This window comes from Nocardioides mesophilus, from assembly GCF_014395785.1.
In the GTDB taxonomy this organism is placed as follows: Bacteria; Actinomycetota; Actinomycetes; order Propionibacteriales; family Nocardioidaceae; genus Nocardioides_B; species Nocardioides_B mesophilus.
The window spans coordinates 2,146,750-2,162,011 of record NZ_CP060713.1; the positions used below are offsets into that span (position 1 = coordinate 2,146,750).

Below are 15,262 nucleotides of genomic sequence, written 5' to 3' on the forward strand. Positions count from 1 at the left end.
TTGATGCTTCCCATGGGCCGCAGCCCATGGGAAGGATCAGAAGACCATGGGAAGTACGGCGGGGCCGTCTGGGCCCAATCGTCTCAGGCGGCCACTCTGAAGAGGTGGCGGATCCGCTCTGCTGTCTCCACCGGCTGGGAAAGGTCGTCCCACACGAGTCGCACCATCCCCCAGTTGGTGATCTCGCGCAGCCGGTCCTCGCGGATCTTCTCGCGGAACACCGCGTCGCCCGGTTTCTCGCCGGGACGTAGCAGACGGCCGTACTTCATCTTGCCGTCGAACTCCCCGAGCAGTCCGAGCTCCGGCCAGGCGAAGTCGGTCACCCCGACCAGCTGGCCACGTCCGTCGTGAACCTCGAACTGGAGATCGGGGGCGGGCAGCCGTTGCGCCCAGAAGAGGAACTTCGACCGCGACTCGCCCACCGACTCCGAACGGGGGTCGGACAGGCGCAGCGCGATGTCGAGTCGGCGGTGTCGCGGCCACCACCGCATCGCCTCGTGCGTCTGCTCGAGCTGCTCCCACGAGCACCCACGCCGACGCACCGCATCGAGGACCACTACACCGGACTCGGTGCTGCCCATCGAAGCCGTTTCGAGCGCCGCCCGCGCTGGTCGGACGGCGGTGACACCGTCCACCGCGACGGTGTCGTCGTCGAGACAGAGCCCTTCGTGGTGCTGCACACCGGCCTCAGTCCTACCGGCTCCGCCGTCGGTCCGGGTGACGTGGACGAGGGAGAGATCCACATCGTGCACCTCGAGACCGTGGTGCAGGGCGGCGCTGACGTGGCTGGCGACCACTCTTCCCGCGAGCCTGCTGACGACCGAGCGGGAGGTGGTGCGGTGTCGCTCGGAGGTGTCGGCGCGGGCCCAGAGGTCCGAGAACGTGTAGGCGCCGGGCCGGATCCGGTGCCACAGCTTCGCCCGGACCGCGCGTCTGATCGACTGGTCATCGTGGCCGGCGCGCAGCGCCTCGGCCCGTGTGAAGAAGCCGCGTGCCTCTGCCAGTGCTCGGAGCTGGTCCATGCAGCCATGTTCTGCTCGCCGCCGCGCGGTCGGCAGCCGGTTCGGACGAGCTGTGCAGAGCGGGGGCCGCGCGCCGTTGTGGACATGTCCCGGCGGCAGCACCGAGACGGTCGCCCCGGACGCCGTACTGCCCATGGTTCTTTGACGCTTCCCGTGGGTTGTCGCCCATGGGAAGCGTCAAACATCCGACATCCCGTGGTAATCCGCGGCCAGGAGGGGAGAACGGCCCGCTCGCTCGTCCGGGGGGTTAGAGGTCGGGGTGCTTCGCGGCCAGCCGGTAGGCGCCGGAGTGGAACACCAGCGGCTCGCCGCCGGGGGCGTCGTAGGACTCGATCTCGCCGAGGAAGACCACGTGGTCGCCGGCGTCGACGCGTTCGGTACGGCGGCACACGAACGTCGCGACCGTGCCCTCGAGCAGCGGCGGGTCGTCGCCGGCGAGGGCCACCCCGTCGAACTTGTCCGACCCTGAGGTCGAGAACTGCCGGGACAGGTGGTGCTGGTCGGCCGCGAGCACGTTGACCGCGAACCGGTCCGCGGCCTCGAAGGCCGGCAGCGACGGCGAGGACACCGCGGCCGCCCAGAGCACCAGCGGCGGGTTCAACGACACCGACGTGAACGAGTTGGCGGTCATCGCGAACCGCTCCCCGCGGTGGGTGGCGGTGACGACGGTGACGCCGGTGGCGTACTGCCCCAGTGCGCGGCGCAGGTCCCGGGCGTCGAAACGGTTCCCGGCGGCGGCCCGCTGCTCGGCGAGGAACGCCGCGGAGGCGGCCTCGTCGAACCACCAGGGCTCGAACAGCCGGGCGTCGTCGAAGCCGGCGGCGATCCGCTCCGCCACCCCGGGCAGCCGGCCGGCCTCGGCGAGCACCGCGAGCTGGTGCGGGGCCCGCGGCTGCAGCCAGTCGTTGGTCCACCGCGTCGCGAACCGCGCCCAGCCGCGCCAGAAGTGGTCGAAGGTCTGGCCCATCCAGTCCTCGTCGAAGGCCCCGGTGTGGTTGACGATCGCGTCGAGGTAGAACGAGGCCGACTTCACCGCGGTGTTCGCGCCCTGGCTGGTCACCGGGTCGTTGAGCACCACCGCGTCGGCCATCCCCAGCACCGTCGCCCCGCTGGGCAGGGTGCCGACGGGGCGCCGGACGACCGGGGTGAAGGTGCCGCGCAGCACCGCCCGGTCGTCGACGAGCTCGGCGCCGGCGATCCGGACCGCCTCGGCGGGGAAGTGCTCGGCGAGCACGGTGCGGAGCCGGTCGAGGTGCTCGCCGGGGGTCCGCACGTCCTCCCAGACGTCGGCCGGACCGCCCGGGACGCCCTCGACCACCATCACGTCGCAGGGCCCGTCGACGGTGAGCGCGGGGCAGGTGAAGCACTCGCCGACGCCCTCCACGACGTGGTAGCGCAGCGCCGGGCCGGCCGGGTCCGCCGCCACCCCGCGCAGGTAGGTGAGGGCGGCGACCCGCCGCGGCGAGGAGTATGGCGTCCGCTCCGCATCGACCTCGAAGAGGTCGGCCAGCCCGCCGCGGCCGGTGGAGATGACCACCAGGTCGTGCCGGGCGGCGAGCTCCTCGACGTCCTCGATGCCGGCGTTGCGGACCACGACCTTGCCGCCGAGCCGCTGGACCGCCTCCAGCACCGCCGGCAGCTTCAGCCGCAGGTCCACCGACCGGGCCGGCGCCGACAGCGGCGCGTCGAAGGCGCTGGTGGCGCCGTCGGCGGTGCGCAGGTCGAAGGAGAGCCGGTCGACCGACGGCGCCGCCGGCAGCAGCGCGGTCACGCCGAGCGTGGTCTCGAGGTCGAGCGCGGACTCGAAGGTGACCTGGCTGGACATCACGGCGCCGTCGCGGATCTCCTCCGCGGTCCGGTCGGTCACCAGGGTCACCTGGCAGCCGTGGCCGAGCAGGCCGAGCGCGAGGGTGGTGCCGGCCGGGCCGGCTCCGACCACGGCGACGCTGGGGGACATGCCCCCAGCGTCTCACCACCGCCGAAGCCGGCCGAGCGCGGCTCAGCCGGCGGCCGGCCCGGAGGGTGGGGGTGAGCCGAGCGCGTCGAGCACCGTCGGCCAGGCGGTGGACAGCGGGTCGATCACTTCGAAGTGCCCGGCACCGGGCAGCTCGCGGAGCCCGACATCCGGCAGCGCGGCGGCCAGCGAGCGGCTCTGCGAGACCGGTACGACGTCGTCGTCGGTGCCGTGCACGAGGACGATCCGGCCGGGGGGAGCCGTGCCGGGGTCCAGCAGCGTCAGCGGGTCGGCGTCGGCGTAGCGCTCCGGCACCTCGTCGGGACCGCCGCCGAGGAGGTCCTGGGTCGCGCCGTCGCCGAGCCGCTCCCGCGCGGCCGCGCGCAGGTCCGCGACCGGCGCGAGCGCGACCACCCGGTCGGCCGTGACCCCGGGCCGGGAGGCCAGCCACAGCACGAGGTGGCCGCCGGCGGAGTGGCCGACCAGCGAGGTGGTCGTGGCGGCCAGCCCGAGCCCGTCCAGCAGGCCGGGCAGCGCGAGCACGGCCGCCTCGACGTCGGTGCCGGTGGTCGGCCAGCCACCCTCGGCGGGCGGCGGCCCGACCCGGCGGTACTCCACGGCGGCGACCAGGTACCCCTCCTCGACCAGGGCGCGCGCCATCGGCCGGTTGTGCAGCCGGTCGAAGCCGGCGCGCCAGAAGCCGCCGTGCACCAGCACGACCAGCGGCACCGGCCCGCCGTCCCGTGCCGCCTCCGGCACGTGCACGTCGATGATGCCGTCGCGGTGCCCGGCGTACCGGAGCACCACCTCGGGCAGGGCGGCCTGCCGGGTGAGCACGTCTCGGGGGTCCACGGCGTTCATGGCCGGTCACGGTAGCCGTTAGGCTCGCGGGCATGACGAAATGGGAGTACATGACCGCGCCGGTGCTCGTGCACGCCACCAAGCAGATCCTCGACAACTTCGGTCAGGACGGCTGGGAGCTCGTGCAGATGGTGCCGGGGATGAACCCGGAGAACCTCGTCGCCTACTTCAAGCGGCCGCTGTCATGAGCACCCCCGAGGAGCGGCTGGCCGGGCTCGGCCTGAGCGTCCCGGAGGTGCCGAAGCCGGTGGCGGCCTACATCCCGGTGCTGCGCAGCGGCAACCTGGTCTTCACCTCGGGGCAGCTGCCGATGCGCGAGGGCCGGCTGATCACCACCGGCAAGGTCGGTGGCGAGGTCAGCGCCGAGGAGGGCTACGAGTGCGCCCGCCAGTGCGCGCTGAACGCGATCGCCGCGGTGCGCAGCGAGATCGGTGACCTGTCCGCGGTCAAGCGGATCGTCAAGGTGGTCGCCTTCGTCGCCTCCACGACCGACTTCACCGGCCAGCCGGGCGTCGCCAACGGAGCCTCCGAGATCTTCGGCGAGGTCTTCGGCGACGCCGGCCGGCACACCCGCTCCGCCGTCGGCGTCCCGGTGCTGCCGCTCGACGCCCCGGTCGAGGTCGAGCTGATCGTCGAGGTCGAGGCGGCTCCCTGATGGAGGCCCGCATCCGGCTGCCCGACACCCTGGTCGAGCACGCCCTGGCCTTCGCCGCGGGCACCCGGACCCCGTCGGAGCCGCGCTTCGCCTCGACCGTGGTGCTGCTGCGCGAGTCAGCAGGCACGGGCGAGGCCGGCGGGGACGCCGGCGGCCCGGGATCCCTCGAGGCCTACCTGCTGCGCCGCCACGTCGACATGGCGTTCGCCGCCGGCATGTGCGTCTTCCCCGGCGGCGGCGTCGACCCCCGCGACTTCGACCACACGGTCGCCTGGGCCGGCCCGTCCGCGGCCGAGTGGGCGGAGCGGATGGGCGTCGAGGAGGCGCTCGCGCGGGCGCTGGTCTGCGCCGCCGTACGCGAGACCTTCGAGGAGTCCGGCGTCCTGCTCGCCGGACCGACGGACTCGAGCGTGGTCGCCGACACCACCGGCGCGGACTGGGAGGAGGACCGCCGTGCGCTCGAGGCGCGCGAGGTCCCCCTCACCGACTTCCTGACCCGGCGCGGCCTGGTGCTGCGCACGGACCTGCTGCGGCTGTGGGGCTCGTGGGTGACCCCGGTCGTCGAGCCGCGCCGCTACGACACCCAGTTCTTCGTGACCCGGCTGCCGGAGGGGCAGGTGGCGCGCGACGTGTCCACCGAGTCCGACCGGGTGCTGTGGTCGCGGGTCGACGAGGCGATCCGCGCGGTCGACGCCGGCGAGATGTTCATGCTGCCGCCGACCTACTGCACGCTGCTCGAGCTCTTCGAGTACGGCGCCGTGGCCGACGCCCTGGTCGCGGCGCAGGGCCGTGACCTGACGCCGGTCGAGCCCGCGGTGGTGCCGGGGAGCGACGGCGACGCGGCGATGTACCTCTCGATCCCGGCCCACCTGGTCGACCTCGGGCACGCCGTCCGGGAGCGCCTGGCCTGATGGGCTGGTCCGGTGGCTCCTTCGGGGAGCGCGCGCAGTGCGTGCTGGCGCCGAACGCCGACGTCATGACCCTCGACGGCACCAACACCTGGGTGCTGCGCGAGCCGGGGGGTCGCCGCTCGGTCGTGGTCGACCCGGGGCCGGAGATCGCCGCGCACCTCGACGCGGTGGCGGCGTACTCCGGCGGCGCCGGTCAGGTCGCCGCCGTGCTCCTCACCCATGGGCATCTCGACCACTCCGAGGCGGCCCGGACCTTCGCCGAGCGGGTCGGCTGCGGGGTGCGGGCGCTCGACCCGGGGCACCGGCTCGGGTCCGAGGGACTGGTGGACGGCGACGTGGTGGAGGTCGACGGCCTGGAGGTGCACGTGGTGGCGACGCCCGGGCACACCTCGGACTCGTTGTCGTTCGTGCTGCCCGCCGAGGGCGCGGTGCTGACCGGCGACACGGTGCTCGGCCGCGGCACCACCGTCGTCGCGCACCCGGACGGCCGGCTCGGGGCCTACCTGGACTCGCTGCACCGGCTCCGCGACCTGGCCGAGCAGCAGGGGCTCTCGCACGTGTGGCCGGGTCACGGACCGGTGATCGACGACGCGCTCGGGGCGCTGGACTTCTACCTCGCGCACCGGCGGGAGCGGCTCGAGCAGATCCGCGCCGCGCTGGCCGACCTGGGTGCGGACCTGCGCGGCGAGGGGCTGGCCCGGCTGATCGTCGAGCGGGTCTACGCCGACGTGGATCCGGTGCTGTGGGGGGCCGCCGAGCTCAGCGTGCGGGCGCAGCTGGACTACCTCTCCGGCGCCCGCTGAGCGGGTTCAGCGGGCCCGGCGCCCCAGCCGCTCGATGTCCATGATCACGACCGAGCGCGGCTCGAGCCGCAGCCAGCCGCGCGAGGCGAAGTCGGCCAGCGCTTTGTTGACGGTCTCGCGGGAGGCGCCGACCAGCTGGGCGAGCTCCTCCTGGGTGAGGTCGTGGTGGACGTGCACGCCGTCGTCGGCGGTGCGGCCGAACCGGTCGGCGAGGTCGAGCAGCGCCTTGGCGACCCGGCCGGGGACGTCGGAGAAGACCAGGTCGGCGACCACGTCGTTGGCCTTGCGGAGCCGGCCGGCGAGCTGGGCGAGCAGGCCGCGGGCGACGCCGGGGCGGCCGTCGAGCCAGCGCAGCAGGTCCTCGTGGGAGAGCGAGGAGAAGGTGGTGTCGGTGACCGCGGTGACCGTCGCCGAGCGCGGCCCCGGGTCGAACAGCGACAGCTCGCCGAACATCTGGCCGGGGCCGAGGATCGCCAGCAGGTTCTCCCGGCCGTCGGAGGAGGTGCGGCCGAGCTTCACCTTGCCCTCGGTGACGACGTACAGCTTGTCGCCCTCGTCGCCCTCGTGGAAGAGCACCTCGCCGCGACGAAGCCGGGCGTCGGCCATGGACGCACGCAGCGCGGTCGCCGCCTCGTCGTCCAGGGCGCTGAACAGTGGTGCCTGACGGAGTACGTCATTGTCCACGAGGGAGTCCTCTCCGTAGCGGGGATCTGCACCGGGAGTCGGCCACAGTCACAGTCGTACATGTCACATTCTGTCTCATCACGCCGCGCAGCGCCTACGACGCCCCCTCTAGGGTGGGTCCGTGCCCGAGACGCGCCCCGACACGAGCCTGGTACGGCGGGCCCGGAAGATCAACCGGATCCTCGCCGAGACCTACCCCGACGCCCGCTGCGAGCTCGACTTCGAGAGCCCCTTCCAGCTGCTGGTCGCCACGGTGCTCTCCGCGCAGACCACCGACAAGCGGGTCAACTCCGTGACCCCCGCGTTGTTCGCCGCCTACCCGGACCCGGCCGCGATGGCCGCCGCGGACCGCGAGCACCTGGAGAAGCTGGTCCAGCCGACCGGGTTCTTCCGCGCCAAGACCGAGTCGGTGCTCAAGCTGTCCCAGGCGCTGGTGGAGCGGTACGACGGGCAGGTGCCGGCGCGGCTGGAGGAGCTGGTCACCCTCCCCGGTGTCGGCCGCAAGACCGCGAACGTGGTGCTCGGTGACGCGTTCGGGGTGCCCGGGATCACCGTGGACACCCACTTCGGCCGGCTGGCTCGCCGCTTCGGGTTCACCGAGGAGACCGACCCGGTCAAGGCCGAGCACGAGGTGGGCGCGCTGTTCCCGCGCAAGGACTGGGTGAAGCTGTCGCACCACCTGATCTGGCACGGTCGCCGCATCTGCCATGCCCGCAACCCCGCCTGCGGCGCCTGCCCGGTGGCGCGGCTGTGCCCGGCGTACGGCGAGGGGCCGACCGATCCGGTGAAGGCCGCCGCCCTGGTCCGCACCGAGGGCCGCGCATGACCGCGTCGCTGCGCCTCGCGGCCGCGGTCGCCGCCGCGGTGCTGGCAGCCGGCTGCGCGGCGGCCGGCACCGGGACCGGGACAGGTGCCGGCTCCGGCAGCGAGCAGGTGGAGGTGCCGCACAGCAACGTCGACGTCGACACCGCGGCGCTGCGCAAGCAGAAGGCAGCGGCCGGCATCGAGGACTGTCCCGCGATCACCCACACCACCGGCGCCATGCGGGCCGCCGGCTCCGGCGAGTCACTGCCGCAGATCACGCTGCCCTGCCTGGGCGGTGGCCCCGCGGTGGCCCTGGACCGGCTGCGCGGCCCGCTGGTGATCAACCTGTTCGCGCAGTGGTGCGGCCCGTGCCGCCAGGAGCTGCCCTACTACGAGCAGCTGCACCGGCGCGCCGGGGACCGGCTGGACGTGCTCGGCATCGACTACCTCGACACCCAGCCCGGCGGCGCGCTCGAGCTGGCCAAGGACAGCGGCGTCACCTACCCGCTGCTCGCGGACCCGGAGGGGCTGCTGCGCACGGAGCTGCGGGTCCGCGGCCTGCCGGGCATCGTCTTCGTCGACGCGGACGGCCGGGTCACCGAGACGACCTTCGCGGTGGTGCGCAGCTACGACGAGCTCGCCGGCCTGGTCGAGGAGCACCTCGACGTCACGCTCTGACCGCCTGGGTACCCTCGACCCCGTGCCTTCCCCACACCCCGCGCTGCCCGACTGGCTCGAGCCGGTCCGCTCCGGCGCGCTGTCGATGGCCGCGGAGGACCTGTCCAGCTTCGTCCCGCCCGAGGACGCCGTTACCCGCGAGGGCGCGGTGCTGCTGCTCTTCGGCGAGGGACCGGCCGGCCCCGACGTGCTGCTCACCGAGCGGGCCCACGACATGCGCTCGCACCCGGGCCAGGTCTCGTTCCCGGGCGGCTCGGTGGACCCGGGCGACACCGGCCCCCAGGCCGCCGCGCTCCGCGAGGCCGAGGAGGAGACCGGCCTGGACCCCGCGGGTGTGGAGGTCTTCGCCTGCCTGCCGCAGCTGTGGTTGCCGCCGAGCAACTTCGCGGTCACTCCGGTGCTCGGCTGGTGGCGCGAGGAGAGCGAGGTCTCGGTGGTGGACCCGCGCGAGGTGCACGCGGTCTACCGGGTGGCGGTGGCCGAGCTGCTCGACCCGCAGCACCGGATCTCGGTGGTGCACCCGTCGGGCTGGCGCGGCCCCGGCTTCCTCATCGGCGACGACAAGGACCTGATCCTGTGGGGCTTCACCGCGGGGATCATCTCCCGGATCTTCGACTACATCGGGTGGGCCCGGCCCTGGGACGACCGGGTCGAGCGGGAGCTGCCGGCGCACATGCTGGCGGGTCGCCGCGACGCGTCGTCCTCCTCGAGCACCGACCCGCGCGGGCAGTGAGGGCGGGGTCGTGAACTTCCTCGACTGGTTCCTGGTCGTCCTGGTGCTCGCCTACGCCGTCTCCGGCTACTGGCAAGGCTTCATCGCCGGCGTGTTCGCCACCCTGGGCCTGCTGCTCGGCGGGCTGGTCGGCATCTGGGTGGCGCCCCGGCTCCTCGGCGACATCGACCCCGCGCTGTGGGTCTCGCTGGCGGCGCTGTTCGTGGTGCTGATCTGCGCGTCGTTCGGCCAGGCGGTCCTGCAGTACGCCGGCGTCCGGGTCCGCGCCCGGATCACCTGGCAGCCGGCCCGGGCCCTGGACGCCGTCGGCGGCGCGGCCCTGAGCGCGGTCGCGGTGCTGGTGGTCTCCTGGGCGCTCGGGGTCGCCGTCAGCGGCGCCAGCCTGCCCTGGGTGAGCAACCAGGTCCGCGAGTCCGAGGTGCTCGGCCGCGTCGACGAGCTGATGCCCGCGCGGGCGGTCACCGCGCTGGACTCCTTCAACGACGTGGTCGGGTCGAGCTTCTTCCCGCGCTACCTCGAGCCGTTCGCCCGCGAGCGGATCATCGAGGTCGGCCCCCCGCCGGGCCGGATCGGCACCGACCCGGACGTGGTGGCCGCCGCGGCCAGCGTGCTGAAGATCCGCGGGGAGAACTCCTGCAACCGCGGCGTGGAGGGCACCGGCTTCCTCTTCGCCCCGAACAGGGTGATGACCAACGCCCACGTCGTGGCCGGTGTCGACGACCCCGCGATCATCCTCGAGGACCGTGAGGTGCCCGCCACCGTCGTCTACTACAACGAGGACCTCGACGTGGCGGTGCTCGCCGTCGACGGCCTGGACCGGCCGTTCCTGCGCTTCGACGGCGGCGGCCGGGAGAGCCAGCCGGCCGCGGTGCTGGGCTACCCCCAGGACGGCCCCTATAACGTGCAGGCCGCCCGGATCCGCGGCGAGCAGCGGCTGCGCAGCCCCGACATCTACGGCGACGGCTCGGTGGTCCGCGAGGTCTTCTCCATCCGGTCGCTGGTGCGGCCGGGCAACTCCGGGGGCCCGCTGGTCTCCGGGGACGGCCGGGTGCTCGGGGTGATCTTCGCGGCCTCGGTCAGCGACGGGGACACCGGCTACGCGCTGACCACCGACCAGGTGAAGGAGTCCGCGGCGCAGGGACTCACCTCCGACCGGGAGGTCGACACCGGCCGCTGCGCCTGAGGTCAGCGGCCGCGCAGGTCCGGCAGGCCGGCCAGCCAGTCGAGCAGAGCCGCGGTGAGCGCCTCGGGGTCCTCCTCGGGCGCGAAGTGGCCGACCCCGGGCAGCGTCCGCTCGGTCATCGGCCCGGCGACGTAGCGCTGCGAGCGCCGCATCGCCTCCCGGGGCACGGCCGGGTCGAGCTCGCCGCTGAGGGCCAGCACCGGCTGCCGGACCGGCTCGGCCAGCCTCCGGGCGAACGCCCGCCCGTCGTTGCGCAGCCGGGAGCGCACCAGCCAGCGGTGGTACTCCAGCGCGCAGTGCGAGGCGGGCCACAGGCTGATCGCGGACTGGTACGTCGTCACCGCCTCCGCGTCGGGGAAGCCCGACCCCGGCGCGGCCCAGCTGGTCAGGTGGGCCGCCACCCGCCCGCCGTGGGGGTCGGCCAGCTGCCGCTCCGGGAGGAACGGCAGCTGCATCGTCAGCACGTGTCGCAGCGCCTCGCCGTGCAGCCCGCGGCGGAACGCGTGCTGCACCACGGTGGGGTGCGGGGCGGAGACGACGGCGAGCGCCGAGACCTCCCGGGGGTGCAGGACCGCCGCCGCCCAGGCGACGTACCCGCCCCAGCCCTGGCCGACCAGCACCGCCTGCCGCCGGCCGAGCGCCTTGACCACCCCGACCACGTCGCCGGCCAGGGTGAAGGGGTCGTAGCCGTCGCGGGTCTTGTCCGAGCCGCCGTAGCCCCGCAGGTCCATCGCGACGGCGTGGTAGCCGGCGCCGGCGAGGGCGGGCAGCTGGTGCCGCCAGCTCCACCAGAACTGGGGGAAGCCGTGCAGCAGCAGCACCAGCGGGGCGTCCGCGGCGACCTGGCCCGGTTCGGACTCGGCCACGTGGAAGCGGGCGCCGTTGGCGGCGACGTGGCGGTGCGTCCACGGCCCCGGCAGCTCCACGACTCGGGTCAGGTCACCCGGTCGCGCCATGACAGGGCAGCAGGGTCAGGAGCGCTTGAGAAGGCCCTTGGCCTCCTGCGCCTGGTGGATGGCCCGCTCGGGGGCCCGGACCTTCTTGACCTTCTTGACGCCGACGAAGGCGAGCAGGGCGGCGATCAGGACGTAGACCGCGAAGACGATGAGGAAGCACCACGCGGGGTGCAGGCCGGTCATCGTGAGGAAGTAGGCGAACGCCACCGAGAGCATGACCACGGCGAGGATGACGAGGAACGCGGCGCCCGCGAAGAGCCCGGCGCCGGTGCCGCCGTTCTTGAAGCTGACCTTGAGCTCGGACTTCGCCAGCGCGATCTCGTTGTGGATCAGGCTGGACAGGTCACGCGTCGCGTCGGCGACCAGACGCCCGATCGTGGGGTCGTCCGGGGACGGCACGTCACCGTGGGCGGGGTCTGCGGGTGCGATGTGCGACATGGGCTCTCCCTTCGGGGACGACCCTACCGGGCCGCGCCTGTCCCATGCGTGCCCGGTCCGGGGCGTGCCGACACATCGGCCGGGTGGTCAGGGGGCCCGGTGCACGCTGTTGCGGCGGCGCAGCAGCAGGGCGGCGAAGATCGCGGAGACCACGGAGCCGAGCAGCACCGCGGTCTTCGCGGCCTCCCCCTCGTCGCCGGCGTACGAGAGCTCGGCGACGAGCAGCGCCACCGTGAAGCCGACCCCGGCGAGGATCGCGAGCCCCACCATGTCGCGCCAGGAGATGTCCGCGTTGAGCTCGGCACGGGTCAGCCGGGTCACCAGCCACGCGCCGCCGAGCACCCCCACCGGCTTGCCGATCATCAGCCCGGCGAGCACACCGAGCACCACGGGGTCGGTGAACAGCGCCGTGCCCCCGGAGATCACGACGCCGGCCGACATCAGCGCGAAGAACGGCACCGCCACGCCCGCGGAGAACGGGGTCAGCAGGTGCTCGAGGCGCTCGGCGGGGGAGGCCTCCTCACCCTTGTCGAGGCGGACCCGGGTGAGCAGCCCCATCGCGACGCCGGCGATGGTCGCGTGGATGCCGCTCTCGTGCACGCACCACCAGATCCCGATCGCCAGCGGGACGTACCAGAGCCAGGACTCGCCCCGGATGTGCTGCAGGAACGCGAAGACCCCGAGCAGCGCGACCGCGGCCAGCAGCGGGGTCAGGTGCAGCTCGGAGGTGTAGAACGCGGCGATGATCACGATGACCACCAGGTCGTCGACGATCGCCAGGGTGAGCAGGAAGGCACGCAGCTGGCCGGGCAGCGACGAGCCGACCACCGCGAGCACGGCGAGGGCGAAGGCGATGTCGGTGGCGGCGGGGATGGCCCAGCCCCGCAGGTCCCCACCGCCGCCGAGGTTGATCGCGGTGTAGATCAGCGCCGGGGTGGCGACGCCGGCGAGCGCGGCCACGATCGGCACCAGCGCGTCGGCCGGCCGGCGCAACGAGCCGACGACGAGCTCCCGCTTGAGCTCGAGGCCGGCGATGTAGAAGAACACGGCCAGGGCGCCGTCGGCGGCCCAGTGCTCGACGTCGAGCGGCCCGATGCGGAAGTGCCGGACGTCCTGGTAGAAGTCCGCCCACGGCGAGTTCGCCCAGACGACGGCGATCGCGGCCGCGACCAGCACCACCGAGCCGCCGACGGTCTCCTTGCGGAGCATCTCGCCGACGAAGGTGGTCTCGCCGGGGGTCTGCGTGGGGAAGATGAGGCGGCGGGAGGTGTTCATCGAGGGGCCTTCCGGATCCGGGGTCGCTGCAGTCCACGCCGACCAGACTTCCCGGCACACCTCTGCCCGGCGCGCGGAGCGCGGGCGGCCCCAGCCTATCGGTGCTCGCCGTCCCCCGGGACGACGAACCGCGCCCGTCCCGGAGGACGGACGCGGTCCGATGCGGTCGGGCTGCTACTCCTCCGTGGGCTTGCCGCCCTGCAGGTTCGAGGAGATCAGGTCCATCACCGTGGAGTCGGCCAGCGTGGTGACGTCACCGACCTGCCGGTCCTCGGCGACGTCCTTGAGCAGCCGGCGCATGATCTTGCCGGAGCGGGTCTTCGGCAGCTCGGGAACGATCATGATCTGGCGCGGCTTGGCGATCGCGCCGATCTCCTTGGCGACGTGGGTGCGCAGCTCGGCGACGATGTCGGCGTTGTCGCCACCGTCGCCGACGACCTCGTCGCGCAGGATCACGAACGCGCACACCGCCTGGCCGGTCATCTCGTCGGCGGCCCCGACCACCGCGGCCTCGGCCACCTTGGGGTGCGAGACCAGCGCCGACTCGATCTCGGTGGTGGAGAGCCGGTGGCCGGAGACGTTCATGACGTCGTCGACGCGGCCGAGCAGCCAGATGTCGCCGTCGTCGTCCTTTTTGGCCCCGTCGCCGGCGAAGTAGTAGCCCTGGCTGCGGAACCGGGACCAGTAGGTGTCCTTGAACCGCTCGTCGTCGCCCCACAGCGTGCGCAGCATCGAGGGCCAGGGCTCGGTCAGCACCAGGAAGCCGCCGGAGCCGTTCGGGACCGGCTTCCCCTCGTCGTCGACCACGTCGGCGGCGACGCCGGGGATCGCCTTCATCGCCGAGCCCGGCTTGCCGTGGGTCACGCCGGGCAGCGGGCTGATCATGATCGCGCCGGTCTCGGTCTGCCACCAGGTGTCCACCACCGGGGTCTGTCCGGCGCCGATCGTCTCGCGGTACCAGATGTAGGCCTCGGGGTTGATCGGCTCGCCGACCGAGCCGAGCAGCCGCAGGCTGGAGAGGTCGAACTTCGCCGGGATGTCCGAGCCCCACTTCATGAAGGTCCGGATCGCGGTCGGCGCGGTGTAGAAGAGGGTCACGCCGTACTTCTCGATGATCTCCCACCAGCGGCCCTTGTGCGGGCTGTCCGGGGTGCCTTCGTACATCACCGAGGTGGTGCCGTTGGCCAGCGGGCCGTAGACCATGTAGCTGTGCCCGGTGACCCAGCCGATGTCGGCGGTGCACCAGTAGACGTCGGTCTCCGGCTTGAGGTCGAAGATCCCCCAGTGGGTGTAGGCCGAGCCGACCAGGTAGCCGCCGGTGGTGTGCAGGATGCCCTTGGGCTTGCCGGTGGTGCCGGAGGTGTACATGACGTAGAGCGGGTGCTCGGAGTCGAAGGACTCCGGGGTGTGCTCGGCGGACGCGGAGTCGACGGCGTCGTGCCACCACACGTCGCGGGTGTCGTCCCAGCCGGCGTCGCCGAGGTCCTGGCCGGTGCGGCGTACCACCAGCACCTTGCGGACCACGTCGCCCGACTTCGCCACGGCCTCGTCGACCGCGGGCTTGAGCGCGGAGGGGGCGCCGCGGCGGTAGCCGCCGTCGGCGGTCACCACGACGTGCGCCTCGCAGTCCACGATCCGGCTGGCCAGCGCGTCGGCGGAGAAGCCGCCGAAGACGACCGTGTGCGGGGCGCCGAGACGGGCGCAGGCGAGCATCGTGACCACGGTCTCGGGGATCATCGGCATGTAGATCGCCACCCGGTCCCCGGTGCGCACGCCCAGCTCGGTCAGGGCGTTGGCGGCCTTGCAGACCTCGTCCTTGAGCTCGGCGTACGTGATCGACCGGGCGTCGTCCTCGGGCTCACCCACCCAGTGGAACGCGACCTTGTCGCCGCGGCCCGCGTCGACGTGCCGGTCCACGCAGTTGACCGAGGCGTTGAGCTTGCCGCCCACGAACCACTTGGCGAACGGCGGGTCGTCCCAGTCCAGCACCCGGTCCCACGGCTGGTCCCAGTGGAGGCGTCCGGCCTGCTCGGCCCAGAACGCGACCCGGTCCTCGGCTGCCTTGTCGTACCAGTCGGCGGTGACGTTGGCCTCCGCGGCCAGCGCCTCGGGCGGTGCGAACCGCCGCTCCTCCCGGCTCAGGTTGGACAGGGTCTCCTCGCTCACGAAACGTCTCCTCACGGTGGGGCTGGCGTGCTCGGGCTCAGTGCTGCGGTGGTGCGGCCGTCCTGGGTCGCAACCTACCCCTGCGACGGTGCCCGCACGACCCTGCGGGGCAGGGAGCGTGCGGGCACCGGTCGGGGTT

Annotated in this window: 16 protein-coding genes; 8 read left to right on the top strand and 8 right to left on the bottom strand. The window is 73.3% G+C overall.

The annotated features are described in order from the left end of the window. Positions 1–83 precede the first annotated feature (83 nt). The 3 genes from H9L09_RS10270 to H9L09_RS10280 form a co-directional block, all read right to left on the bottom strand. Positions 84–1,022, bottom strand: coding sequence for a type IV toxin-antitoxin system AbiEi family antitoxin domain-containing protein (locus H9L09_RS10270; protein WP_187580484.1), 939 nt, complete (start codon positions 1,020–1,022; stop codon positions 84–86). 247 nt (positions 1,023–1,269) lie between these two features. Beyond that, on the bottom strand, positions 1,270–2,979 hold the full coding sequence (locus tag H9L09_RS10275; RefSeq protein ID WP_187580485.1) for a flavin reductase: 1,710 nt from the start codon (positions 2,977–2,979) through the stop codon (positions 1,270–1,272). Between the two features lie 42 nt (positions 2,980–3,021). Beyond that, entirely contained in the window at positions 3,022–3,837 is an 816-nt protein-coding gene (locus H9L09_RS10280) for an alpha/beta hydrolase family protein (RefSeq protein ID WP_187580486.1), read from the bottom strand. 32 nt (positions 3,838–3,869) lie between these two features. On the opposite strand from H9L09_RS10280, the gene sp36 reads away from it, so the two are divergent. The 4 genes from sp36 to H9L09_RS10300 are packed head-to-tail and all read left to right on the top strand — an operon-like array spanning position 3,870 to position 6,206. Then, the gene (gene sp36, locus H9L09_RS10285) at positions 3,870–4,025 is read left to right on the top strand and encodes a Sp36 family protein (protein ID WP_187580487.1); all 156 of its coding nucleotides are present in this window, start codon (positions 3,870–3,872) and stop codon (positions 4,023–4,025) included. Then, positions 4,022–4,492 (top strand): RidA family protein, encoded by a 471-nt coding sequence (locus H9L09_RS10290; protein WP_187580488.1) that lies wholly within the window; start codon positions 4,022–4,024, stop codon positions 4,490–4,492. Before sp36 ends, H9L09_RS10290 begins: the two co-directional genes overlap by 4 nt. Beyond that, positions 4,492–5,403, top strand: coding sequence for an NUDIX hydrolase (locus tag H9L09_RS10295; protein WP_187580489.1), 912 nt, complete (start codon positions 4,492–4,494; stop codon positions 5,401–5,403). The genes H9L09_RS10290 and H9L09_RS10295 overlap by 1 nt, the downstream gene beginning before the upstream one ends. Continuing rightward, positions 5,403–6,206 (top strand): MBL fold metallo-hydrolase, encoded by an 804-nt coding sequence (locus H9L09_RS10300; RefSeq protein ID WP_187580490.1) that lies wholly within the window; start codon positions 5,403–5,405, stop codon positions 6,204–6,206. Before H9L09_RS10295 ends, H9L09_RS10300 begins: the two co-directional genes overlap by 1 nt. Before the next feature lie 6 nt (positions 6,207–6,212). On the opposite strand, the gene H9L09_RS10305 is transcribed toward H9L09_RS10300, so the two are convergent. After that, complete coding sequence (locus H9L09_RS10305; RefSeq protein WP_187580491.1) at positions 6,213–6,890, bottom strand: Crp/Fnr family transcriptional regulator; 678 nt, start codon at positions 6,888–6,890, stop codon at positions 6,213–6,215. A 121-nt stretch (positions 6,891–7,011) separates the two neighbouring features. Between H9L09_RS10305 and nth the strand changes: the two genes are divergently transcribed. The 4 genes from nth to H9L09_RS10325 are packed head-to-tail and all read left to right on the top strand — an operon-like array spanning position 7,012 to position 10,288. Beyond that, positions 7,012–7,716, top strand: a complete 705-nt coding sequence (gene nth / locus H9L09_RS10310; protein WP_246456402.1) for an endonuclease III — start codon at positions 7,012–7,014, stop codon at positions 7,714–7,716. Next, on the top strand, positions 7,713–8,372 hold the full coding sequence (locus H9L09_RS10315; protein WP_187580492.1) for a TlpA family protein disulfide reductase: 660 nt from the start codon (positions 7,713–7,715) through the stop codon (positions 8,370–8,372). Before nth ends, H9L09_RS10315 begins: the two co-directional genes overlap by 4 nt. A gap of 22 nt (positions 8,373–8,394) precedes the next feature. Continuing rightward, on the top strand, positions 8,395–9,105 hold the full coding sequence (locus H9L09_RS10320; RefSeq protein WP_246456404.1) for an NUDIX hydrolase: 711 nt from the start codon (positions 8,395–8,397) through the stop codon (positions 9,103–9,105). A 10-nt stretch (positions 9,106–9,115) separates the two neighbouring features. Then, a complete protein-coding gene (locus H9L09_RS10325) occupies positions 9,116–10,288 on the top strand; it encodes a MarP family serine protease (protein WP_187580493.1) in 1,173 nt (390 codons plus the stop codon). A 2-nt stretch (positions 10,289–10,290) separates the two neighbouring features. Here the strand turns inward: H9L09_RS10325 and H9L09_RS10330 are convergent, their stop codons facing one another. The 4 genes from H9L09_RS10330 to acs all read right to left on the bottom strand — a co-directional run bounded on the left by H9L09_RS10330 (position 10,291) and on the right by acs (position 15,123). After that, on the bottom strand, positions 10,291–11,244 hold the full coding sequence (locus H9L09_RS10330; protein WP_187580494.1) for an alpha/beta fold hydrolase: 954 nt from the start codon (positions 11,242–11,244) through the stop codon (positions 10,291–10,293). Positions 11,245–11,259: 15 nt separating this feature from the next. Next, the gene (locus H9L09_RS10335; protein WP_187580495.1) at positions 11,260–11,682 is read right to left on the bottom strand and encodes a phage holin family protein; all 423 of its coding nucleotides are present in this window, start codon (positions 11,680–11,682) and stop codon (positions 11,260–11,262) included. Positions 11,683–11,769: 87 nt separating this feature from the next. Further along, positions 11,770–12,957: a Na+/H+ antiporter NhaA gene (gene nhaA / locus H9L09_RS10340; RefSeq protein ID WP_187580496.1), complete on the bottom strand. Its 1,188-nt coding sequence runs from the start codon at positions 12,955–12,957 to the stop codon at positions 11,770–11,772. Between the two features lie 174 nt (positions 12,958–13,131). Beyond that, positions 13,132–15,123 carry an acetate--CoA ligase gene (gene acs / locus H9L09_RS10345; RefSeq protein ID WP_187580497.1) on the bottom strand — a complete coding sequence of 664 codons (1,992 nt, stop codon included), beginning with the start codon at positions 15,121–15,123 and terminating at the stop codon, positions 13,132–13,134. Positions 15,124–15,262 lie beyond the last annotated feature (139 nt).